Annotated in this window: 22 protein-coding genes; 12 read left to right on the top strand and 10 right to left on the bottom strand. The window is 52.4% G+C overall.

The genetic code is table 11. The features are described from left to right. The first annotated feature begins 85 nt into the window (after nt 1-85). The 8 genes from ACF8PK_RS08370 to gabT are packed head-to-tail and all read left to right on the top strand — an operon-like array spanning nt 86 to nt 8,939. Nucleotides 86-886: a gamma-glutamyl-gamma-aminobutyrate hydrolase family protein gene (locus tag ACF8PK_RS08370; protein WP_392440736.1), complete on the top strand. Its 801-nt coding sequence runs from the start codon at nt 86-88 to the stop codon at nt 884-886. Next, nucleotides 843-1,397, top strand: coding sequence for an HTH-type transcriptional regulator PuuR (gene puuR / locus ACF8PK_RS08375; RefSeq protein ID WP_004726243.1), 555 nt, complete (start codon nt 843-845; stop codon nt 1,395-1,397). The genes ACF8PK_RS08370 and puuR overlap by 44 nt, the downstream gene beginning before the upstream one ends. A 25-nt stretch (nt 1,398-1,422) precedes the next feature. Continuing rightward, complete coding sequence (locus ACF8PK_RS08380; protein ID WP_014205254.1) at nt 1,423-2,910, top strand: aldehyde dehydrogenase; 1,488 nt, start codon at nt 1,423-1,425, stop codon at nt 2,908-2,910. A gap of 12 nt (nt 2,911-2,922) precedes the next feature. Further along, a complete protein-coding gene (locus tag ACF8PK_RS08385) occupies nt 2,923-4,200 on the top strand; it encodes an FAD-binding oxidoreductase (protein ID WP_004726241.1) in 1,278 nt (425 codons plus the stop codon). 28 nt (nt 4,201-4,228) lie between these two features. Then, a complete protein-coding gene (gene aguB / locus ACF8PK_RS08390; protein ID WP_014205253.1) occupies nt 4,229-5,098 on the top strand; it encodes an N-carbamoylputrescine amidase in 870 nt (289 codons plus the stop codon). A 14-nt stretch (nt 5,099-5,112) separates the two neighbouring features. Continuing rightward, nucleotides 5,113-6,201: an agmatine deiminase gene (gene aguA, locus ACF8PK_RS08395; protein WP_392440738.1), complete on the top strand. Its 1,089-nt coding sequence runs from the start codon at nt 5,113-5,115 to the stop codon at nt 6,199-6,201. 21 nt (nt 6,202-6,222) lie between these two features. Beyond that, a complete protein-coding gene (locus ACF8PK_RS08400; protein ID WP_392440739.1) occupies nt 6,223-7,656 on the top strand; it encodes an NAD-dependent succinate-semialdehyde dehydrogenase in 1,434 nt (477 codons plus the stop codon). A gap of 11 nt (nt 7,657-7,667) precedes the next feature. Beyond that, the gene (gene gabT, locus ACF8PK_RS08405; RefSeq protein ID WP_392440741.1) at nt 7,668-8,939 is read left to right on the top strand and encodes a 4-aminobutyrate--2-oxoglutarate transaminase; all 1,272 of its coding nucleotides are present in this window, start codon (nt 7,668-7,670) and stop codon (nt 8,937-8,939) included. Nucleotides 8,940-9,097: 158 nt separating this feature from the next. Here gabT and ACF8PK_RS08410 read toward each other — a convergent pair whose 3' ends face one another. From ACF8PK_RS08410 to ACF8PK_RS08440, 7 genes are all read right to left on the bottom strand, one after another. After that, the gene (locus ACF8PK_RS08410; protein WP_004726236.1) at nt 9,098-10,201 is read right to left on the bottom strand and encodes a phosphoribosylaminoimidazolesuccinocarboxamide synthase; all 1,104 of its coding nucleotides are present in this window, start codon (nt 10,199-10,201) and stop codon (nt 9,098-9,100) included. 278 nt (nt 10,202-10,479) lie between these two features. Further along, a complete protein-coding gene (locus ACF8PK_RS08415; RefSeq protein WP_392440743.1) occupies nt 10,480-10,875 on the bottom strand; it encodes a hypothetical protein in 396 nt (131 codons plus the stop codon). A gap of 425 nt (nt 10,876-11,300) precedes the next feature. Continuing rightward, nucleotides 11,301-11,495: a hypothetical protein gene (locus ACF8PK_RS08420; protein WP_014205247.1), complete on the bottom strand. Its 195-nt coding sequence runs from the start codon at nt 11,493-11,495 to the stop codon at nt 11,301-11,303. A gap of 166 nt (nt 11,496-11,661) precedes the next feature. Then, on the bottom strand, nt 11,662-12,669 hold the full coding sequence (locus ACF8PK_RS08425; RefSeq protein ID WP_392440745.1) for a hypothetical protein: 1,008 nt from the start codon (nt 12,667-12,669) through the stop codon (nt 11,662-11,664). Nucleotides 12,670-12,765: 96 nt separating this feature from the next. Continuing rightward, nucleotides 12,766-13,434, bottom strand: coding sequence for an OmpA family protein (locus tag ACF8PK_RS08430; RefSeq protein WP_014205245.1), 669 nt, complete (start codon nt 13,432-13,434; stop codon nt 12,766-12,768). Nucleotides 13,435-13,539: 105 nt separating this feature from the next. Beyond that, complete coding sequence (locus tag ACF8PK_RS08435) at nt 13,540-14,223, bottom strand: DUF2786 domain-containing protein (protein ID WP_038151448.1); 684 nt, start codon at nt 14,221-14,223, stop codon at nt 13,540-13,542. Between the two features lie 126 nt (nt 14,224-14,349). After that, nucleotides 14,350-15,030 carry a DUF3334 family protein gene (locus ACF8PK_RS08440; protein WP_038151248.1) on the bottom strand — a complete coding sequence of 227 codons (681 nt, stop codon included), beginning with the start codon at nt 15,028-15,030 and terminating at the stop codon, nt 14,350-14,352. Nucleotides 15,031-15,107: 77 nt separating this feature from the next. Between ACF8PK_RS08440 and ACF8PK_RS08445 the strand changes: the two genes are divergently transcribed. From ACF8PK_RS08445 to ACF8PK_RS08455, 3 genes are all read left to right on the top strand, one after another. After that, nucleotides 15,108-15,245, top strand: a complete 138-nt coding sequence (locus ACF8PK_RS08445) for a hypothetical protein (protein WP_392440747.1) — start codon at nt 15,108-15,110, stop codon at nt 15,243-15,245. Between the two features lie 144 nt (nt 15,246-15,389). Continuing rightward, complete coding sequence (locus tag ACF8PK_RS08450; RefSeq protein ID WP_392440749.1) at nt 15,390-18,428, top strand: FAD-binding and (Fe-S)-binding domain-containing protein; 3,039 nt, start codon at nt 15,390-15,392, stop codon at nt 18,426-18,428. A gap of 114 nt (nt 18,429-18,542) precedes the next feature. Beyond that, on the top strand, nt 18,543-19,004 hold the full coding sequence (locus ACF8PK_RS08455) for a methyltransferase family protein (RefSeq protein ID WP_392440751.1): 462 nt from the start codon (nt 18,543-18,545) through the stop codon (nt 19,002-19,004). 48 nt (nt 19,005-19,052) lie between these two features. Here ACF8PK_RS08455 and ACF8PK_RS08460 read toward each other — a convergent pair whose 3' ends face one another. Further along, a complete protein-coding gene (locus tag ACF8PK_RS08460) occupies nt 19,053-19,778 on the bottom strand; it encodes a DUF3581 domain-containing protein (protein WP_004726227.1) in 726 nt (241 codons plus the stop codon). A gap of 179 nt (nt 19,779-19,957) precedes the next feature. Here ACF8PK_RS08460 and ACF8PK_RS08465 point away from each other — a divergent pair, with 179 nt between their 5' ends. Then, on the top strand, nt 19,958-20,104 hold the full coding sequence (locus ACF8PK_RS08465) for a DUF2256 domain-containing protein (RefSeq protein WP_392440964.1): 147 nt from the start codon (nt 19,958-19,960) through the stop codon (nt 20,102-20,104). Between the two features lie 96 nt (nt 20,105-20,200). Here the strand turns inward: ACF8PK_RS08465 and hutH are convergent, their stop codons facing one another. Together hutH and hutU are read right to left on the bottom strand one after the other, a co-directional pair. Next, nucleotides 20,201-21,736, bottom strand: coding sequence for a histidine ammonia-lyase (gene hutH / locus ACF8PK_RS08470; RefSeq protein WP_392440753.1), 1,536 nt, complete (start codon nt 21,734-21,736; stop codon nt 20,201-20,203). 11 nt (nt 21,737-21,747) lie between these two features. Then, entirely contained in the window at nt 21,748-23,445 is a 1,698-nt protein-coding gene (gene hutU, locus ACF8PK_RS08475; protein ID WP_392440755.1) for a urocanate hydratase, read from the bottom strand. Between the last annotated feature and the right edge of the window lie 12 nt (nt 23,446-23,457).

Below are 23,457 nucleotides of genomic sequence, written 5' to 3' on the forward strand. Positions count from 1 at the left end.
GTCTTTTTTGTTAATTTCAGGTTGTGCTTTTGGTTTTTGGGTTTTAGTTTGGTAAATATATTGAACAAGCGAGTAGGACGTCGCGATGAATAAAGAGAACGGAATGACGAAGCCCGTGATTGGCGTGATTTGTTGTCGTAAGCAAGTAGAAGGGTATGACGTACAGAGCGTGAATGAGTTGTATCTGAATGCGGTTCGTGATGCCGGAGCTTCGCCACTACTGTTGCCAGCAGGCGCGGATGCGCAAGAGCTCAAACAACTGCTGAGCATGCTGGATGGTGTGCTACTCACCGGCAGTCACTCGAACGTCGCCCCGCATCGTTATGCGGCCACGCACGATGAACCGAAAACGGATGAGTCTCGTGATGCGTTGTCGTTTTCACTGATTGATCACTGCATCGAACAAGAGATTCCGCTGCTGGGTATCTGCCGCGGTTTTCAGGAAATGAATGTGGCTTTGGGCGGCACACTGCACCCGAAAGTGCACGAGACCGACGGCTTTATGGATCACCGCGAAAGCGCGAGTTCGGATTTCAATGAAAAATATGCTGACGTGCATACGGTAAAAATATCTTCCAACGGCAGCTTTGCACATTGGCTGAATGCCACGCAGGAAATCGACGTCAATTCGCTGCATGGTCAAGGGGTCAATCAATTAGCGCCGCGTTTGACGAAAGAGGCCGAAGCGCCGGATGGATTGGTTGAAGCCTTTAGCCTCAAGGGTCATCCGTACTTCATTGGTGTGCAATGGCACCCAGAATGGCAATCTCGTCAAAGGATCTTTTCCAGAATTCTATTCGATCGGTTTATCATAGCCGCTTCGGAACGTCGGAGTCTTATAAATGGAAACGGATTCAATTGGTCAAAAAATTGCGCAACTGCGTAAGGAACACAAATTATCTCAACGTGAACTGGCGGAAAAAGCCAATATAACTCACAGCGCCATCTCGTCGATTGAGAACAACAAAGTGAGTCCTTCTGTCAGTTCGCTGCACAAGATTGTGAAAGTATTCAATCTGTCTCTGTCCGAGTTCTTTACTCAGGATCAAGAGATCGATGATCGCCCTGTGGTGATCGCGCCGGAACAGTTAATTGAGATCGGTAACGAACGGGTATCGATGCGATTGGTGTGTGATGGGCGTGATAAACGCCGAATGGGTTTCTTGATTGAGTGTTTTCAACCTCATACCGATACCGGTGTGATCAGTATTAAACACGAAGGCGAGGAGAGCGGAACGGTACTCGAAGGTGAAATTGAACTGACTCTGGGCGATAAAACTTATGTGATTCGCGAGGGTGAGTGTTACCTCTTCGATACCAACGTGCCTCATAAATTTACCAATAAAACGGATAGAGTTTGCCGGATCATTAGTGCTCATACGCCGCCAAGCTTCTAGACGTTTTCTTTGTTAAGGAAGCGTGATGAAAACTCAACAGCAATGGATGGATTTGCGGCAGCAACACAATATTGAAGGACGAGCCTTCATCAATGGTCAATATCAGGATTCACTCAGCGGCGAGACGTTTGAAGTCATCAACCCCGCCACTGAAGAAGTCATCGCCTACGTGGCACGATGCAATGATCAGGATGCGATAGCCGCAGTTGAGTATGCAAAGGGCGCTTTCCGAAGCGGAGAATGGGCCGGTCAGTCACCGGCCGCGAGAAAACAAGTTCTGCTGAAACTGGCCGATCTGATTGAACAGGAGAGAGAGACTCTGGCGCTGCTGGAGACCTTAGACACAGGAAAACCCATCAGTCACAGCTATCAGACTGACATTCCGGGCGCGGCTGCCTGCCTCCGTTGGTATGCGGAGGCCATCGACAAAGTGTATGGCGAAGTCGCGACCACCGAACACAATGTTCACGCCTACATTACACATCAGGCGGTCGGTGTTGTGACCGCCATCGTTCCTTGGAACTTCCCGTTGTGGCTCGCGTGCTGGAAAATTGGTCCGGCATTGGCGGCAGGCAACAGCGTGATCCTCAAACCGTCCGAAAAATCCCCGCTGACTGCAATTTTCCTGGGTCAACTGGCGCAACAAGCCGGGCTGCCGAACGGCGTCTTCCAAGTCCTACCGGGCTTTGGGCACGAAGTGGGCGATGCGCTGGCGCGTCATCATGACGTCGATTGTATTGCGTTCACCGGTTCCACTCGCATTGCGCGCCAACTGATGATCTGCTCAGGCGAGTCCAACATGAAGCGCGTGTGGGCGGAAGCGGGCGGTAAGAACGCCAATATCGTGTTCGCCGATTACAAAAACTTAGATAAAGCAGCGCAAGAAACGGCTGCTGGCTGTTTCTACAATCAAGGCGAAGTCTGCGTTGCGGCGACTCGTTTGCTGGTACACGAGAGCATCAAAGATGAGTTTGTCCGCAAAGTGATTGCCGCCAGCGAAGCTTTCACCCCGAAAGATCCACTCGACCCAAGCAGCAGCATGGGTGCGCTGATTGACCAAGAGCACAAGAACAAAGTGCTGAGCTACATTCGTCAGGGCGTGGACGAGGGCGCAACTCAATTATGCGGCGGCAGCGTGCAATGCAAAGGCGCGTTTGTGTCACCAGTCATTCTCGACAATGTCACCAACGACATGACCGTGGCGCAGGAAGAGATTTTTGGCCCGGTATTGTGTGTGATTCCATTCTCAACCGAAGAAGAAGCGATTCAGATTGCCAATGACTCCCCATACGGATTGGGCGCAGCATTGTGGACTTCTGATCTCGACCGCGCTCACCGCGTGGCGCGCAAACTAGAGGCCGGTTCGGTGTGGATCAACAACTACAACGAAGGCGACATGACGGTGCCATTCGGCGGGTTCAAACAGAGTGGCAACGGACGCGACAAATCGCTGCACGCATTGGAAAAATTTACGGAAGTGAAGACGACCTGGCTACGTCTGGGCTCGTACTAAAAGGAGTTAGCTGTGATTAATCATACCAGTTCATATTACGCCGCAACGGCGAATTACCATCGTGATTTCCCTGTGCTTGAAGGCGACATGGAGTGCGATATCTGTATTGTTGGCGCTGGATTCAGTGGCCTCTCTTCAGCGCTGCATCTGGCGCAGAAAGGTTTCAAAGTCGTGGTGCTGGAAAGTGCCAAAGTGGGCTTTGGCGCCACCGGTCGCAACGGCGGCCAAATTGTGAACAGCTACAGCCGTGATGTCGACGTGATTGAGAAACGTTACTCACCGGATGTGGCGCAATCACTGTGCAACATGATTTTCGAAGGCGGCGACATCATTCGTGGCCTGATCAAAGACCATAACATCGATTGTGATTACCGTCAGGGCGGCCTGTTTACTTCGGTCAACAAGAAGCAACAAGCTGGGCTGGCCGCGCACAAACATCATTGGGAACGCTACGGCAACCACGATCTGACACTGCTGGATAAACAAGAGCTGCAAACCATGATCGGCACCGACGCCTACGAAGGCGGCTTGCTTGATATGCGTGGCGGTCACATTCATCCGCTGAAACTGGCGCTGGGTGAAGCTGAAGTGATTTTGTCTCTTGGGGGGCAGATCTTTGAACAGTCGGCAGTCACACGCATCGAAAAAGGGGCGAACCCTGTTGCGCACACGGCGAACGGGTCGGTCAAAGCCAAATATCTGGTGTTGGCTGGCAACGCATACCTCGGCGGTTTGGCGCCCAATATCAGTAACAAGGCGATTCCGTGCGGCACTCAGATTGTGACTACCGAAGTGCTGAGTGATGAATTGGCAAGCGAGCTGCTACCACAGCGTTACTGTGTCGAAGATTGTAACTATCTGCTGGACTATTTCCGCCTCACGGCCGACAACCGCATGCTGTTTGGGGGTGGTGTGGTGTACGGCGCGCGCGATCCAAACGACATCGAAAAACTGATTCGTCCGAAGATGGAAACCGTGTTCCCACAACTCAAAGGCAAGAAAATCGATTTTGCTTGGACGGGCAACTTCCTGCTCACGTACTCGCGCATGCCGCAGTTCGGTGCCTTTGCCGATAACATCTATTACCTGCAAGGCTACAGCGGCCATGGTGTGACGTGCACGCATCTGGCGGGCAAATTGCTGGCAGAAGCATTGACTGGTCACGCGGAACGTTTCGATGCCTTTGCATCGCTCAAACATTACGCCTTCCCGGGTGGCCGCCACTTCCAAGTGCCATTCACTGCGCTCGGCGCGGCGTACTACAACCTGCGCGACAAATTAGCGATTTAATCAGCCTGCGAGTAAAAGGAACAATCCGATGTCTAGAAACGTAACCTTTGCGTGTGTTCAATTGGCGATCTCTTGGGATGTGGAAGAGAACCTCAACAAGATCCGTCTAGCGGTGGCGGAAGCTGCGTCACATGGCGCGAATGTGGTGGTGCTGCAGGAGCTGATTGCCGCGCCGTATTTCTGCAAAAAGCAGGAAGCGAAATATTTCTCGCTGGCCGAAGAAACCGACCAGTGCCGCCTGATTAAAGAGATGAGCCTGTTGGCGAAAGAGTTCAATGTGGTGATTCCGGTGTCTTACTTTGAAAAAGCAGGGAATAGCTTTTTCAACTCACTGGTGATGGTGGATGCGGACGGCACCGTGCTGGACAACTACCGCAAATCGCACATTCCGGATGGGCCGGGTTACAGCGAAAAATTCTACTTCAGCCCTGGCGATACGGGCTTCAAAGTGTGGGATACCCGTTTTGGTCGCTTTGGTGTTGGTATCTGTTGGGATCAGTGGTTCCCTGAGTTGGCGCGCAGCTTGGCGCTCGCGGGCGCAGAAGCCATTTTCTACCCCACTGCGATTGGCTCGGAGCCACAAGATCCCACGCTGGATTCACGCGACCATTGGCAGCGCACCATGCAAGGCCACTCGGCGGCGAATTTGGTGCCGGTGATTGCGTCTAACCGCACCGGCGTTGAAACCGATGATGGCATCGAAACCACCTTCTACGGCTCATCATTTATCACCGACCACACCGGGAAGAAACTGGCGGAAGCGGAGCGCCATGAAGAGACCATCCTCTATGCGACCATCGACCTTGAGCAGACGGCTCAAGCGCGTCATAGCTGGGGCTTGTTCCGCGACCGTCGTCCGGATCTTTACGGCGCGATTCAGTCGCTGACCGGACAATAACGCGGAGGTCGGATATGGAACTTACCGGCACACCTCAACAGAACGGATTTTACTTCCCGGCCGAATTTGCGCCACAGGAGCAAGTGTGGATGGCGTGGCCGTTTCGCCCGGACAACTGGCGCGACAACGGTGAGCCTGCGCAGCGCGCTTTTGCGGATGTCGCGATGGCGATCAGCCGCAAAGCCAAAGTCACCGTCGCGGTCACCGCGGACTATCTTGAGGCGGCGCGTGCCTTGCTACCTGAGCCGATTTCGGTGGTGGAAATGGCATACAACGATGCGTGGATGCGTGATATCGGCCCGACGATGGTGGTGAATGCTGACGGCGAACGCCGCGGCATCAGCTGGCAATTCAATGCGTGGGGCGGTGAATACAATGGTTTGTATGCACACTGGCGTGAAGACGACCAAGTGGCGGGGCAGATCTGCAATCAACTGAATGTCGACCACTACCAAGCGCCGTTTGTGCTGGAAGGCGGCGCGATTCACACCGATGGCGAAGGCACGCTGTATACCACGGAAGAGTGTTTGTTGTCTCCGGGGCGCAACCCGCATCTGAGCCGTGAAGCGATTGAATTGCAACTGGCACAATATCTGGGCATTCGCAAAGTGATTTGGCTGCCGCGCGGTCTGTTTAACGACGAAACCGACGGCCATGTCGACAACCTGATGCACGTGATTGCGCCGGGTGAAGTGGTGCTCAGTTGGTGCGACGATGAATCTGACCCGCAGTATGCAATTTCGCGCCAAGCATACGATGTACTCAAGCGTGAAACCGACGCACAGGGCCGGCGCATTGTGGTGCACAAGTTGCCGATTCCCGGGCCGCTCTATCTGGATGAACATGAAGCTGCGGGCATTGCAGCTTCACAAGGGATGAAGCGCGCGGCGGGTGAACGACTCGGCGGCTCATACGCGAATTTTCTGATGTGTAACCAGAGCATTTTTCTGCCGCTGCTGGATGACACGATGGACAAGCAAGCGATCGCGGTGCTGCAAACGGCGCTGCCCGATTACGAGATCATTGGCGTCGCCACGCGAGAAATCCTGCTCGGTGGCGGCAACATACACTGTATTACCCAGCAGATTCCCGCCGCTCGTTAATACGTCACTCAGGTAAACAAAATGGAACAGATAAAAAATAAAGCGCTGCTGGCGTTCCTTGGTGAACCCTGCGGCATGGAGTTGGCCGTCTCAAATCCGGCGACCGGCGATGTTTTAGGTTACCTTCCGACCCAAAGTGAAGGCGAAATTCTGGATGCAATTGAACGCGCACATTTGGCACAAAAAGCATGGCAAACGCGCACCGCAAAAGAGCGCGGCGCCATTCTTGAACGTTGGTATGACTTGCTTATGGCCAATCAGGATGACCTCGGTCGCCTGATGACGCTGGAGCAGGGCAAGCCGCTGGCGGAAGCCAAAGGCGAAGTGGCGTACGGCGCCAGCTTCATTCAATGGTTTGCTGAAGAGGGCAAACGCACGTACGGCGAGTCGATTCCCACACCGGCCAGTGACAAACGCATCGTCACCATCAAACAGCCGATCGGTGTGGCTTGCGCCATCACGCCGTGGAATTTCCCGATTGCGATGATCACCCGCAAAGCGGCGCCAGCACTGGCGGCCGGCTGCGCGTTCATCTGCAAGCCGGCCAACCAGACGCCGCTGTCGGCATTTGCGGTTGCAGAGCTAGCGTATCAGGCAGGTGTGCCGCGCGATGTATTGCAACTGGTGGTCAATGAATCGTCGTCCATGATTGGTGAGCTGTTTACCACCAGCCCGCTGATTCGCAAGTTGTCGTTCACCGGATCGACGCATGTCGGTCGACTGCTGATGGCGCAGTGCGCAAGCAGCGTAAAACGCATGTCGATGGAACTTGGCGGCAACGCGCCGTTCATCGTGTTTGATGATGCGGACATTGAACTAGCAGTGAAAGGCGCGATGGCATCGAAGTTTCGTAATGCCGGGCAAACCTGTGTGTGCGCAAACCGTTTCTACGTGCATGATTCCGTCTATGACGCGTTCGTCAATCGTTTCAAACAAGAAGTGGAAAAGCTCGTCGTAGGCAATGGCTTGGATGATGGCGTGACGGTCGGCCCGGTCATTGAGCAAAAGGCCAAAGAGAACATTCTGGCGCTGATTGAAACTGCAGTCGAGCAGGGTGCGACTCAATTGACGGGCAAAGCGTCGCTGGATGGTCTGTTTATTCAGCCGTGCATTCTGACGGATGTCCGCCACGATATGGACATCGTGCAGGAAGAGATCTTCGGCCCGGTTGCGCCGGTGATTCGTTTCCACAGCGACGCTGAACTGATTGAGATGGCCAACGACACCATTTACGGCTTGGCGGCGTACTTCTACAGCCAGAACATTGCCCGCATTTGGCAGGTCGCGGAAGCACTTGAATACGGCATGGTCGGCATCAACGACGGCATGATTTCAACGGAAGTCGCGCCATTTGGCGGCGTCAAACAATCCGGCATCGGCCGGGAAGGTGCCAAACAAGGCATCGATGAATATCTGGACATCAAATACCTCTGCTTTGGCGGACTCAAAGGATAAGGAACATAGCGATGAATAACTCTCAATGGCAGGAAAGAAAGCAGCAGGTGATCGCCAATGGTATGGCGAACCTGAGTCCGATTTACGTGGAAAAAGCAAATAACGCGCAGTTGTGGGACATCGAAGGCAATCGTTACATCGATTTCGCTGCGGGGATTGCGGTCAACAACACCGGCCACTCGCACCCGCGCATTGTGGCTGCCGTGACCGCGCAATTGCAGCGTTTCTCCCACACCTGTTCGATGGTGACGCCGTACGCGTCATTCATCGAGCTGGCTGAGGCGCTGACCCGCCGCGCGCCGGGCCCTTCAGAGAAGAAAGCGATCTTTCTGACCACTGGCGCTGAAGCGGTGGAAAACGCCGTGAAAATCGCGCGTGCTCATACTGGCCGATCGGGCGTCATTGCGTTTAAAGGCGGCTTCCATGGCCGCACCAACATGACCATGGGACTGACGGGTAAAGTGGCGCCCTACAAGAGCAGCTTTGGTCCGTTCCCGGGCGAAATTTTCCACGTGCCGTACCCAAATGATGTGCACGGTATTTCTATTGAGCAAAGTTTACAGGCGCTGGATGATCTGTTCGCGTGTGATATCGAGCCCTCACGTGTGGCCGCGATCATCTTTGAACCTGTGCAGGGAGAGGGCGGCTTCTACGCCGCTCCCCCAGCGTTTGCTCATGCACTGCGTGAGCTGTGTAATCGTCACGGTATCATGCTGATCGCCGACGAAATTCAGACGGGTTTTGCTCGCACCGGCAAACTGTTTGCCACCGAATATCTGGGCGTTGAGCCGGATCTGATGACCATGGCCAAAGGCATTGCAGGTGGTTTCCCGATTTCAGCCGTGGTGGGGAAAGCACAAGTGATGGATTCGGCAGCGCCGGGTGGCTTGGGCGGCACCTATGCGGGTTCTCCGCTCGGTTGTGTGGCGGGTCTGGAAGTGCTCAAGATCATCGAAGAAGAGCGTTTGTGTGAAAAAGCGCTGGATATCGGTGAAGTGATGACAACTGAACTGAAATCGTGGCAGCAACGCTGGCCCCAAATCGGGGATGTGCGCAATTTGGGCGCAATGATCGCGATGGAGTTTATTGACCCGAACGATGGCAAACCGATGGCCGAACTGACGAAATCGTTGGTGGCTGCGGCGCGCGATCAGGGTGTGATCTTGCTTTCGTGTGGCGTGAAAGGCAACGTGATTCGCTTCCTGCCACCACTGACGATTGAGGCAGATGTACTGCGTGAAGGCCTAGACAAAGTCAAGCAAGCGCTGAGCACACTCATCTAACCGATGTTGATTTCATTGAGGCTGTTCGCAGGTATGGCCTGATGATCAGAAGAACGCGATGGGTGGGTATCCATCGCGCTCGCTTGACATCGACACCAACAAAAACGGTCCGGCTGAATCAGCGGGACCGTTTTTCTATTTCATGCGGGATGAAACACTTAATCGATCAAACCGTACTCTTTTGCCAGTACGTCGATGATTTCCTGTTTTGGATTCGTGCTCAGCTCAATCGGATGGCCGACGATTTTCTCGGCAATACCAAGGTAAGTGCGCGAGATGTCCATCAGTGATTCTAGAGGTAACGCGTTATCACGTGCGAGTGCTTCACGCTCAGGCATGCGCTCTTTGTTGAGCAGAATGTCTGGATCTGGGAAGTAGTTCAGCAGGAACTGACGGAACCCTTCTTTTGAGTTTTCGACAATCTTACCCGCTTGGTATTCTTGCGCATCCCAAATGCGAGATGAGTCAGGCGTACCCACTTCATCCATATAGATCAGTTTTTCAACGCCATTGGCATCGGTCACGTAGCCAAATTCAAACTTGGTGTCGACGAAAATCTGACCAATTGCTTTCAGCGCATCACTGATCACGCCAAAGCCTTCTTTCAGCAGTTTTTCGTACAGCGCGATGTCTGACGCTTTGCTGAAGTTGAATGCTGCAAAGTTATCTTCAATGTTCTGACGTGTGATGTTGACGTCGTCCGCTTCCGGTACGCCGGGAATGCCTTTCAGAATGCCTTTGGTTGATGGCGTCATCAGCAGTTCTGGCAGCGCTTTATCTTTTTCCAGACCTTCTGGCAGCGCAATACCACAGAATTCGCGTTCGCCTTTTGAATACGCACGCCACATCGAACCGGTGATGTACTGGCGGCAAATCGCTTCAATCTTGATTGGTTTGGCTTTTTGTACGATCCACACAAACGGGTGAGGGATGTCCAGTATGTGGCTATCGGCTAGGCCATTCTCTTGAAATAGCTTAAACCAGTGGTTTGAAATCGCGTTCAGTGCCGCACCTTTGCCCGGAACCCCGTTGACGCCGCCTTCGGCGTGCCAGATACAGTCAAAAGCAGAAATTCGGTCACTGATCACCATGATGGCCAGTGGCGCATCTTCGGCAACGTTGTAGCCTTTTTCTTTGATCAGGCGACGGCTGTCGTCTTCAGTTAGCCAGTATACCGAGCGGACTTTGCCGCTGTGAACAGGTTGGTTGGTGCGGATGGGGAGGTCGTCATTGACGGCAAGAACTTGGTCAGCAAGGCTCATTTAGACATTCCTATCTTATTTCAAACGTCGTTGAGAGAAGATATCCGTAGCGTAAAAACGGGATGAGATATCAAATACTGAGCGCATCATACCAGAACTATTTTCTGTCGCCAGAGAAAAAGCAAACGTTTGCTTAAATAACTCAGTGCTTTGTCTGGTCACTCTATTTTACAGTGGGGGAATGTGAAGATCAGGGGGAATCCGTGAGCACGGCAGAAAAGCCCTCCGCCGAAACGGAGGGAAAAGACAGTGATAATCATCCTTAATGGAAAGCACAATTAATGGAAAGCGGTCGGCATGCCGGAGAGGAAGAAGACTTCACAGTGATGTTTAGCCGCCAATTGTGCCAGCAATTTTTGGCTGACGATGTCGATGTTGCCCGAGGCCACAATCGCACTGGCGTTGCCGGATTGAATCGCTTTCATCACGATTTCGATTTCGGAGTGAGACTGAGAAGGTTTCATATGAATAATTTTTCCGCACTGTACGTGATGTGCATTGAGCTCATCGTATTGAGGACGCGGGCACTGGGCAGTGTAAAGAATCCACTGTTGCTGCTGCGATAAATTAGCCAGGCGAGACATCATGCCGGTGTTAGCCCCTTGTGGGGTGTAACGGGTGGTGTTGTAAGTGTGGTTTACAAAACGTGTGGTCTTGAAATCTGCGTGAAGCATAATACTGTCCTTTCATACATGCTGTATGTGTATACAGTATTATCAAATGCGGTACTGATCAAGTGATAATTCGCTTATGGAATGCACGAATTCAAATCAATGATGCGCGGTTTTAAGTTTATCCTATTGATTATATTTATTATTTTGTTGAATTTGGTTGTGTGTTTTTTGTTCGCCAAGTGCGATGTTTTGTGATCGCGGTGGTGCTTTACGGTGACGCGAATACTGTTCAACGACCTGTATAGCAAGCAAACCCCTGTATAGACATCCGAAGGGGAATGGAGACGAGGCTTCATTGCGCGTGTTTGACGACGGAGATCGACAGAGACAAAAGAAGAGAAGAAAAAAGAAGATAAAAAGGAGACAAGAACATATACGGAAGGGCGGCGATCAAAAAAGCGCCATCCTGGCGCTCTTTTCTCGGGTTAAGGTCTGAATGCGGCCTGCTGGGCTCGACGTTCTCGCAACGCTTGCTCGGCAATATTAAATTGTCGTACATCCATACGCGCAAATTCATTGCATTTAGCACAAGAGTAGTGTGATTTACCGTCGATATATTCGTGTTTAGTCAGCAGGCTGGGTTGTTTACACCAGTCGCAAATGCCTTCGATTGTGAACATGTTTTCTCCCCACCTGATTCAGGTGTTTAATTCGCGGCGAATTATCGCATAGTCAACTGGGGGAAGTTAAGTGTTTGTTATGGATCTTGCGAGAGTAATCGATTGCGCCATAAGGGCTGCGAGCAATCATGGAAAAACAATATCAGAATAATGAATGTTGAATTAACTACTTATTAACATGGTTAATAATAATCTTTAAGGCGCCGTTCAGACGCTTCATTTCCTCTTCGCTGCCCTTCATGTCGGGATGGTAGATTTTCGACAGTTGTTTGTATCGCACCTTGATGCTGCGTTCATCGGGAAGCTGGCTGGGATGAAAACCAAACATCGCACAGGCCAGTGATAACTTATGATCCTGATTTTGATTGGCTTGCGCGTTTTGCAGAGATTTCAGTTCGCGATAGAGGGTTTCTAACTGGCGCTTTTGTTGTTTAACGATGCCGGATTGCGCGTTGAGTTTGGTGGCATAGTCTTCCTGCTCGTGCGTGGATTGGCGACGTTTGGCCTGTTTGACATAGCGATAAGCCGAGAGCAAACAGACGATCACCAACACCACCAGAACGATGAACAGGTAATCGCTCATCAGACTTTCGGTTTGGTGTTGCGTCGTGGTGGTCACCACGGGTGTGGGTTGGGCGGTGGAGGCGTCGATGGCACTTTCCAATTGTTCGATGGACGACACCTGTCGCGCACGCTGCTGGTTGAATTTCTGCTCCAGTAATTGCGCGTACAATTGCTCCGCTTGTGGGTTGTGTTCGGCGACGCTGTGATACCAAATCTCCGCCATCGCGTCTGGGCTCGGTGATTGCGTTAAGCTTTGATACAACTGCCCGATATGCACAGCAGCGCTCTGATTGCCGTCCACCAAGGATTTGATCAACCAAAAGAGTGCTTTGTGGATGTCTTTGTCTGTGCCAGCTCCGGCGACGTAGGCGTTGGCAAGCTGAACCATTGCGGGCGTGTGGCCGCCTTCTGCGGCTTGTTGAAACCAATAGAATGCATCGTCTTGACTGACAGGCGTGTTATGGCCACGTTGATAATCAACGGCGAGCTGATACTGCGCGTTACGATCGCCCTGATTGGCCAAGGTGATCAAATCTGAAATGTCGGCTTGTGCGCTGAATGTCAGCAGTGCAGTAAGAGCAACGAGCAATCCTCGAACGAAGTGGCGCATACCCGATCACGATCCTTATTAAAAAAGCCCGGCGTTATGCCAGGCTTAAGTCATTGATGTTCAGACACATCCCATCATTGTGGCTGGCTCATTAAATCATTTTAGCGGGAGAATTTGAATCTCAACGCGGCGGTTACATGAACGGCCATCCGCGGTGCTGTTGGTGCACAGTGGGTAACGTTCACCATTGCCACGCGCAATGGCACGGCCTGCGGCAACACCTTGAGACAGTAAGAACGAACGAACGGATTCCGCGCGACGTTCAGACAAAATTTGGTTGGTGGTGTCGCTACCTGTGCTGTCGGTGTGACCGTCAATCACAAGGCTGGTGTCTGGGTATTCGACCAGAATTTTTGCCACACCACGCAGCGTGTTGTGGATAGACGAGTCGAGCTGGTATGAGTTGGTTTGGAAGCCGATGCCGTTTTGCATCCGCAGCACCAATTGGTTTTCGCCCACACGTTCGACTTGAACGCCAGAGTTCAGCAGCTCTTGACGAAGCGCAGCTTCTTGTTGGTCAAAGTAGTAGCCGACGCCACCGCCCACTGCAGCACCCCCCGCGGCGCCGATGAGCGCACGCTGACGACGCTCTTTGGCATCATCACCACTTGCAAGGCCCACCGCAGCACCCGCTAGGGCGCCGAGCAATGCGCCTTTGGTGGCTGAGTTTGTCTCGGTTTCACCGGTGGTTGCGTTCTGTCGCTGCGTTGCTGCACAGCCAGAAAGTGCGATCAACACGGCCAATGCCAGAGTTATTTTTTTCAAAACGTCATCTCCATGAGTCATTATTTTTTCCGCATGCAATAAACGAAAAAACAGCCTTGTCGTCAATGCAAGCTTAGACGATTTTACTCAGGTTTGACGAAGGATTTACTTCAATAACTTAGGCGCTTGAGCGCCATCAATGGGGCGGCTGACCGAAATTCGACGACCTTTTTTCAGCCCAACTTCGTAATCGGCGGTGAGGTTTTTCATCGCTTCACGCAATTGCTGCTTAAAGGTTTCGCGGTCTATGTTTTTGAATTCTTTATCAATATAACTATTGATTTTATTTGCAGATTCTTCATCTGGCGTGATGATCGGCAATTTTTCCAGTGCGCCTTCGACCCAACCCGAGAGGAATGAGTTCACGCGACGCTGCACTTCTGGGTTCGATGTGCCGCTGCCAGCAAAGCTGTTGCGGAATTGACCGGTCTGTTCGTTCATCTCGCGATAGACGATATCAAACGCAAACGCCGCAAAGATGGCGCGGTCCGCTTCGCCGATGAATTCCACGCGTTTCAGGCCTTTGTGATTGAGCAGCACCGCTTCAACGCCAAACTTGGTGTTGATACCGCGAATGACACGCAAAATGGCAGATGAAATCGAAGCCGGCAGCAAGTGCGTCGACTGCGTTTTCCCCATTTTGATAAACTCAATGTCATCTTTGTCCAAGCCATACTTGAGCATCAGGCGGTGCGCCATCTTGATGGCGTTCGCAGCTTCGTTCACGTTGGCTGAATTGCCTAACTCTAGGCATTTCGCGATTTTTTTGAGGGCTTTTTGTTTATCCATCGACATGCGAAAAACGTTTCTACGGCATTAAGAAAAGTTGGCTATTTTAACGTTTCTGTCATGGAATTTAAAGGCGGAGCGCCAATCTCCTCAAAGAATCTCCTCAAAGATTGGCGCGTCAATGGATTACAAACCCAGTTCGTCGAGTAGGTCAGAAGGGTCAACGTCGTTGCTTTTTGCCGGTTCTTTCTTGGTGGCCATTTTCTGTTGGGTGGCTTCAAGAATCGAATCTGGGCTTTCGTCTTCCTGCACTTCAAACTCTTCCAACTGGATGAATTCGGTTTTATCCATTGCCAGCTCAAGGTAGAAGATGTTGTTGTTTTCGGTGGAGAAGGTGACGCGACGTGCTTGCGGGCGATCGAGGTTAGTGTCGACCGACAGAATGACCTGCTTGTTCAGCGACAGCATTTTAGGTTGGTTTTGCGTGATGTTGGTTTGCAGCTCTTTGCGTACTTTCTTGGTGAAATCGCCGACCAACTGGTTCATCAGTTCTCCCAAGACGTCGCCCACTTCATCGGAGGTGTGCAGAACGGCCAGTTCTTCTTCCGGCATGCCCATGTTACGCATGTAGTTCGCGTAGACTTCCAGAGCGGCTTTCGCCGTAAAGTTAATCACGACCAAGCCAGTGAACCCGCCGTCGAACAGAACGAAGCAACCAAAATCAGGTTTCAATGAGGTTTTGTTGATCTTCTGCACCATCGCAGAATAAGAAATGGTTGAACCTGTGGCTGAAGTAAGCACGCTTGAAACTGATTGGCACAGCTTCAATAAAATGTCTTCGGTGGTCACGATTTTATTTTTTTTCATGTATTTGTCCGTAGATGCTAATAAGACGAAAAGCGGAATAAGCAGCGTATCCTTATCGGTCGAAAAGGAGTAGTGCAATGTGCACATTCCCCACCATTCAAACCATCAATCGTGAAGAGAAAACTTCTCAGCTAAACGATTGCGTATGTACTTTGACCCACATTTATGTGTGTTTTGGCTGCAACTTGACCGATTTGGCGTGTCGCCCACAATAAATTCCCTTTCAATTCATTCTGGCATTGAGATTCTGATTTGATCACCTTTTTAAATGTTGTAAAGTGACCTGATTCAAAGATTAATTCCAAAATTAACTCTCAACCCAGAGCTGATCGGATCAGCGCAGTACGGGCAGGAAGCAAATGTTACCAAGACTTCATCTCCAATCCGATGTCGACCCCGTTGTTTTAACCTTTTTGCATGAACTGGAAGCAGCAGGTTTTAGCGGCGACATTGAAACGCAATATTCAAGCCGTTTGGCTGTGTCCACCGATAACAGCGTGTATCAACAGCTGCCGCAAGCGGTGATTCACCCCAAATCGACTCACGACGTCACCCTTATCGGTAAACTTAGCACTAAACCGGAATTCGAGCGCGTGACATTTTCAGCGCGTGGCGGCGGCACAGGCACCAACGGCCAGTCGCTGACTAAAGGCGTGGTGGTGGATCTGTCGCGTCACATGAACCAAATTCTTGAAGTGAATGCCGAAGAGGGTTGGGTGCGTGTGCAGGCGGGCGTGATCAAAGATCAACTCAACGATGCCGTTCGTCCATATGGGTTCTTCTTCTCACCCGATTTGTCCACCAGCAACCGCGCCACGCTCGGCGGCATGATCAATACCGATGCGTCGGGGCAAGGCTCGTTGAAATACGGGAAAACTTCCGATCACGTGTTGTCGCTGCAAGCGGTGTTTGCCGACGGTTCGATGCTCGAAACCGATTTATCACGCGGTTTGCCGAATGCGGGAGAATATGCTGACGTGGCGATGCAGGTGACCGAAACGGTGTGCCGCGAAAAACGCGCGCAAATTGTGGAGAAATTCCCGCCGCTGAACCGTTTTCTGACCGGCTACGATCTGAAAAACGCGATTGATGAAGCAACCGATCAATTTAATATCACCCGCGTGTTGTGTGGTGCAGAAGGGTCTTTGGCGTTCATTACTGAAGCCAAACTGAACCTGACGCGCATTCCGAAAGCGCGCACGTTGGTGAACATCAAATACGACAGCTTTGACTCGGCACTGCGCAATGCGCCGGTGATGGTGGAAGCGAATGCGTTGTCGGTAGAAACCGTGGATTCGAAAGTGTTGAATCTTGCGAAAGAAGACATCGTTTGGCACAGCGTGAGCGACTTGATCACTGACGTACCGGGCAAGACGATGCAGGGCATCAATATTGTCGAATTCGCTGACCAAGATGACGCGCTGGTGGCATCCCAAGTGGCGGTCTTGACCGCTCGCTTAGAGCAAATGGTCGCGAATCAGGAAGCGGGCATTATCGGCTTCCAAGTGTGTGACGATCTGCCAAGCATCAACCGTATCTACAATATGCGGAAAAAAGCGGTGGGCCTGCTGGGCGCGGCGAAAGGCCGTGCAAAACCGGTTCCGTTTACCGAAGATACCTGCGTGCCGCCGGAAAACTTGGCTGACTTTATTGCAGAGTTCCGCCAGTTGCTTGATTCCAAAGGCTTGGCTTACGGCATGTTCGGTCACGTGGATGCTGGCGTGTTGCACGTGCGCCCAGCGCTGGACATGTGTGATCCCAAGCAAGAGCTGATGATGCATGAAGTCTCGGATGAAGTGGTCAAACTGGTCGCGAAATATGGCGGCTTGATGTGGGGTGAGCACGGTAAAGGGTACCGTTCTGAATATGGCCCTGAGTTTTTCGGTGACGAACTATTTACCGAGCTGCGCCGTGTGAAAGCCGCATTTGACCCGCACAACAAGATGAACCCAGGCAAAATTTGTACGCCGCTCGACACCAACTTTGAATTGGTCAAAGTGTCTGATACCAAGCGCGGTTACTTTGATCGCCAAATCGACGTGCAAGTGCGCGACAGTTTCAAGCAAGCGATGGAGTGTAACGGCAACGGCTTGTGCTTTAACTACGACACCAGCTCGCCAATGTGCCCATCAATGAAAGTGACTGCAGATCGCCGCCACTCACCCAAAGGCCGCGCGGGTCTGGTGCGTGAATGGTTGCGCCAACTGACTGAGCAGGGCATCGATATTCTCGATCTGGAAAAACAGACACTGGAAACCGCGCCGACCATCAAAACCATGATTGAGCGTGTGCGTAACCGCATGAACAAGCGTCACGAATACGACTTCTCGCATGAAGTATATGAAGCGATGAATGGTTGTTTGGCGTGTAAAGCGTGTGCCAGCCAGTGTCCGATTAAAGTCGATGTACCGAGTTTCCGTTCGCGCTTCCTCAATATTTATCACTCCCGTTACCAACGTCCGGTGAAGGATTACTTGGTGGCGAACATTGAAAGCATGTTGCCGGTGATGGGCAAAGCGCCGAGATTGGTCAATGGCGTGATCGCGCAGAAATGGGTACAAAACCTGACTGCGTCAACCGTGGGTTACGTTGATGCGCCGCTGCTGTCGGTGCCGACGCTGGCACAGCGCACGCGTCGTCATCCGGTGGCGCACTTTGACATGCAGCGTTTGGCCTCTTTGTCGCAGGCCGATCGCGATCAACATGTGATCATCGTGCAAGACCCGTTCACCAGTTACTACGATGCGGATGTGGTGGAAGATTTCATCGCCTTGGCGGTCAAACTGGGCAAAAAACCGATTCTGCTGCCGTTTAAACCCAACGGGAAAGCGCAGCACATCAAAGGGTTCTTGCAACAGTTCCGCACCACGGCGGCCAATACGTCGGCGTTTCTCTCTCAAGTCGCGGATCTCAACATTCCTCTGGTGGGTGTCGATCCGGCGTTGGTGCTGTGTTACCGCGATGAATACGTGGAAGTGCTGGGCGCTGAGCGCGGTGATTATCAGGTGCTGACCGTACACGAATGGTTGCAACCGCGTCTGCGTGAGTTTGAGGCGCGTGATGCCGGTCAAGAAGAGCCGTGGTATTTGCTGGCGCACTGCACCGAGAAAACCAAAATGCCAAACGCCGAGAAAGAGTGGGGCGCCATCTTTGCGCACTTTGGTGCGACGCTGCAAACCGTGCCCGTTGGGTGCTGTGGCATGGCGGGGACGTTTGGTCACGAAGTGGATAAGCTGCAGATGTCGAAAGACATTTATGGCTTGAGCTGGAAACCCAGCTTAGACAAGTTGCCTAAAGAGCGTTGTTTGATCACCGGCTATTCTTGCCGCAGTCAGGTGAAGCGCTTTGAGCAGGTGAAGCCGAAGCATCCACTGCAAGCGCTGCTGACGCTGCTGTAATCGAAAGCCCGGTATTGCCGGGCTTTCTTGTCTCTGTTGCTGCGAATTGCGGTAGAGTTGGCAGCACGCTGGCACGTTTTGCGTATACTGAAAGCGACATCGAAAGGAGCGGTTATGCGATATTTGGAATTAAAAATACCGCCAGTGGCGCTGTTTCTGATTGCGCTGGTGATGGTGAATCGTCTGGCTCAGGCGTGTCGATTTGCAGATGTGATGTTGCCTTACAAATACGGGGTGTTTGCGGTGTGCTTTGTGTTGTCGGGCGTGATTGGGATCGCCGGTGTGGTGCAATTTCGCCGCGCGAAGACCACGGTGAATCCGACCAAACCGCATGAAGCGTCGACGGTCGTCGATAGTGGCATTTTCCATTACAGCCGCAATCCGATGTATCTGGCGTTGTTATTGCTTCTGCTGGGTTTTGCATACTGGCATCAAAATGTGGTCAGCTTGCTGGTGGTGGGGCTGTTTGTGGTCTACATGAACCGGTTTCAGATTCAACCCGAAGAGCGAGTGCTGACGCGATTGTTCGGCCGGGCTTACACCGATTACAAAGCGCGCGTGCGCCGCTGGATATGAAAAAAGCTCCCAAGGGAGCTTTTTCTCTTTATGCCATGTGAGCAACCGTTAGGCTGCTTTAGCGAACTTTGCTAGGAAGGCATCCTTTCGCTCGTTGAAGCGATTGACCAAATCGTCAATGTCTTCTTGGCTGTAGGGCTTCAGGCCGCTGGCCACCATCCGTTTCACGCCTTTACCGACCACACGGCCTTCTTCTTTAAAGGCGAAGTTTAAGGTCACGAGACCACGCTTACCATCAACATCAAAAGTGGCACCAGTAAATGCAACTTCTGGATGGGTGAGGTCGAGGTGGTCGAATTCCACTTCCATGCTTTCGTAAATCACCAAGGGGCGTTGGCAGTTGATCATCATCTGCTTCTCTTCCATCAGCGGCACCATGATGTGTGGGAAGTTCATGCCTGAAAACTGCACGTAGTTGGTCACCACGTGTTCAATGAATGCGGCGTTGTGGCTCACATCGCCTTCATGGCGCATGTGCAGGTACTCTTTACCTGCTGCATCGATGACGGCGCTTTCTTTGCTGCACTTGTTCTCAATGTGAAGCGCTGTTCCGTCGCTCACCATTCCCGAGAAGTTGAAGTGCATTTTTTGGCTGATGCCTTCTTTTTGCAGCAGAACCGCAAACAGAAGATCGCCCGGCACACAGAAGCGTTTGCTGTCTTCGTCGTGGATAGGGTTGAAGTCGCCCGCCACTTTTTTGGCAAAGTGACTTGCCTGTTCGCGGGTGAATTGGAACTGATGTTCTTGAGATGAGAAGTACGGAGCTAGAAACATAATTTACGCTATTTCGTCAAAACTGCCTCGGATTATAGCCGCATCAAAAGTTTTAATGGTCCAATGAGTGCCAACTTATTGTGAAATCTTAGCTTTGAGCGCAAAAGAGAGACAAATGACATTGATCGTGCTTGTGTCATCTGCGTATTTCTTGGAAAGTCCACGCGGAGGCGGCCATGATGGCGGGTCATCACAAAGCGCATTTACTGTCTAAAATTTGCATCGTTTGCGCGCGGCCATTTCAATGGCGCAAAAAATGGGCACGTTGCTGGGATGAGGTGAAGTACTGTTCGCAGCGCTGTCGGCGTAGTCAATGCGCAAAATAAACGCGGAAATAAACGCACAAAAAAGAGCCCCGCAGGGCTCTGATGGATGCGCAAGATGCAACTTACTGTAAGAAGTGACTTACTGCAAGATCTTACCTACTGAAAGCTTGGCAGAATCTGCTCTGGCATCAGGTGGTTGTGCACCGCCTGCTTCAGCAGTTCGTTGGCATCGGCGATGTCTGGCGCAAAGTAGCGGTCTTTGTCGTAGAACGGCACTTGATTGCGCAGAATTTGCTTCGCTTCTTCCACACGCGCGGACGATTTATTTGGCGCACGGAAGTCCAGACCCTGTGCCGACGCGAGGTATTCCACTGCCAAAATGCCGCGAGTGTTTTCGCTCATTTCACGCAGACGACGCCCTGCAAAGGTCGCCATGGAAACGTGGTCTTCTTGGTTGGCGGATGTGGGCAGGCTATCCACTGACGCGGGGTGCGCCAGCGTTTTGTTTTCGCTCGCCAGCGCCGCTGAAGTGACCTGCGCAATCATAAAGCCGGAGTTCACGCCGCCGTTGTCAACCAGGAATGGGGGCAGTTTGCTCAGCGCGCTGTCGATTAGTAGCGCCATACGACGCTCAGACAGGCTGCCGATTTCGGCAATCGCCAATGCCAGATTGTCCGCCGCCATCGCAACCGGTTCGGCATGGAAGTTACCACCGGAGATGATATCGCCATCGTCGGCAAACACCAATGGGTTGTCCGATACCGAGTTGGCTTCGACTTCCAGAGTCTCGGCCGCATTGCGGATTTGTTGTAGACACGCGCCCATGACTTGAGGTTGGCAGCGCAGTGAATAAGGATCCTGCACTTTTTCACACCCTTGGTGCGAATTGCCAATCTCGCTCTGGTTATCCAACAGGTGACGATAGGCCGCGGCAGCATCCATTTGGCTGCGATGGCCACGCACGCGATGAATACGCGGATCAAACGGGCGGCGGCTGCCCAATGCAGCTTCCACAGACATGGCGCCGCATACGGTTGCCGACGCAAACAAGTCTTCCGCCATAAACAAGCCTTCGAGGGCAAACGCCGTCGATGCCTGCGTGCCGTTCAACAGCGCCAAGCCTTCTTTGGGCGCCAGCGTGACAGGTTCTAAACCGGCGATTTTGAGTGCCTGTAAACCTGAAACAATTTCACCTTTGTGGCGCGCTTGACCCTCGCCCAGCAGCACGGTGCTCATGTGCGCCAGTGGCGCCAAGTCACCTGATGCACCCACCGACCCTTTTTGAGGGACGCACGGGTACACTTCGCTGTTAACCAGCGCCATCAGCGCTTCCAGCACTTCCAAGCGAATGCCTGAGAAGCCGCGGGCTAGACTGTTGATTTTCAGCACCATCATCAGGCGAACAGTTTCGTCGGCCATGAATTCACCAATACCGGCAGCGTGTGACAACACGATACTGCGTTGCAGGATTTCCAGATCCTCGGGTGCAATCTTGGTGTTCGCCAACAATCCAAAACCGGTGTTGATGCCGTACACGGTACGACCTTCCGCAATCACTTGCTCGACAACCTGCGTGCTCTGTTCAATGGCAGGAATCGCGGTCGAATCGAGTGACAGCGTCACAGGTGAGCGACTGATTTGACGCAGTTGGTTCAGCGTGAGCGAACCCGGTTTAATGACTAAATTCAACATGTCCATTGTCCTTACTTCAGTTGAGCCAGCTCGTCGTTCAGCATCGGCAGATCGAGCTTTTGTTCTTTGGCACAGCGTTTTGCGATGTCGTAGCCTGCATCCGCATGACGCATCACGCCTGTGGCTGGATCGTTGTGCAAGACGCGTGCAATGCGTTGTGATGCATCATCACTGCCGTCACAGCAAATCACCATACCGGAGTGTTGGGAGAAGCCCATGCCGACGCCGCCACCGTGATGCAAAGACACCCAAGTCGCACCGCCTGCGGTATTGAGCAGCGCATTCAGTAGTGGCCAGTCAGACACGGCGTCTGAACCGTCCATCATGCCTTCGGTTTCACGGTTCGGGCTGGCGACGGAGCCGGAGTCCAAGTGATCTCGGCCGATGACGATGGGCGCTTTCAGTTCGCCATTTTTGACCATTTCATTGAATGCCTGACCCAAACGTTCACGATCTTTCAGACCGACCCAACAGATGCGTGCTGGCAGACCTTGGAAGTGAATGCGTTCGCGCGCCATGTCCAGCCAGTTATGCAGATGCGGGTTATCTGGGATCAGCTCTTTCACTTTTTGATCCGTTTTGTAGATATCCTCTGGATCGCCAGATAGGGCAGCCCAGCGGAAAGGACCGATGCCTTCACAGAATAGGGGGCGAATGTATGCTGGTACAAAGCCTGGGAAATCAAAGGCATTCTCAACGCCTTCTTCCAGCGCCATCTGACGAATGTTGTTGCCGTAGTCGAGGGTAGCGGCGCCGCGGTCTTGCAGTTCGAGCATGGCGCGAACTTGAATCGCCATCGACGCTTTCGCCGCTTTAACGACTTTCGCTTCGTCAACTTTGCGCATTTCTGCTGCGTGTTCCATGCTCCAGCCCAGTGGCAGGTAACCGTTCAGCGGATCGTGCGCCGAAGTTTGGTCTGTGACCACATCAGGAATGATGTTGCGTTCAATCAGTTGGGGGAAAATGTCTGCGGCGTTGCCCAGCAGACCAACTGAGACTGGCTCATCGGATTCGTAAATGATCGCCAGTGCTTCATCCAAGCTGGTGGCTTTCTTATCGACGTAGCCGGTGCGCAGGCGGTAGTCGATGCGTGATTCGTCACATTCCACCGCAATCATCGAGAAACCGGCCATGGTCGCGGCCAGCGGCTGTGCGCCACCCATGCCGCCCAAACCGCCCGTCAGTACCCAGCGACCTTTTGCGTTGCCATCGAAATGCTTCTTCGCGACGGCAACGAACGTTTCGTAAGTGCCCTGAACGATGCCCTGAGAACCGATGTAGATCCAAGAACCCGCCGTCATCTGGCCATACATCATCAGGCCTTGTTTATCCAGCTCGTTGAAGTGTTCCCAGTTTGCCCAGTGGGGAACTAGGTTGGAGTTCGCAATCAGCACGCGGGGGGCGTTTTTATGCGTTGGGAACACGCCGACGGGCTTACCAGATTGAACCACCAGCGTTTGGTCGTCTTCCAGACGCTCCAGCACTTCGACGATTTTGTCGTAACATTCCCAGTTACGCGCCGCGCGGCCGATACCGCCATACACCACCAGTGAATGTGGGTGTTCGGCAACGTCCGGGTCAAGGTTGTTCATCAGCATACGTAATGGTGCTTCAGTCAGCCAAGATTTGGCGCGTAGTGTGGTTCCGTGGGGTGCACGAATGGTGCGGCTTGTGTCCAGACGGGTACCTTGAGCTTGGTGCTGCGTCATGTTACGACTCCT

It is taken from the genome of Vibrio sp. CJQ_6 (assembly GCF_043106745.1).
Classification (GTDB): Bacteria; Pseudomonadota; Gammaproteobacteria; order Enterobacterales; family Vibrionaceae; genus Vibrio; species Vibrio furnissii.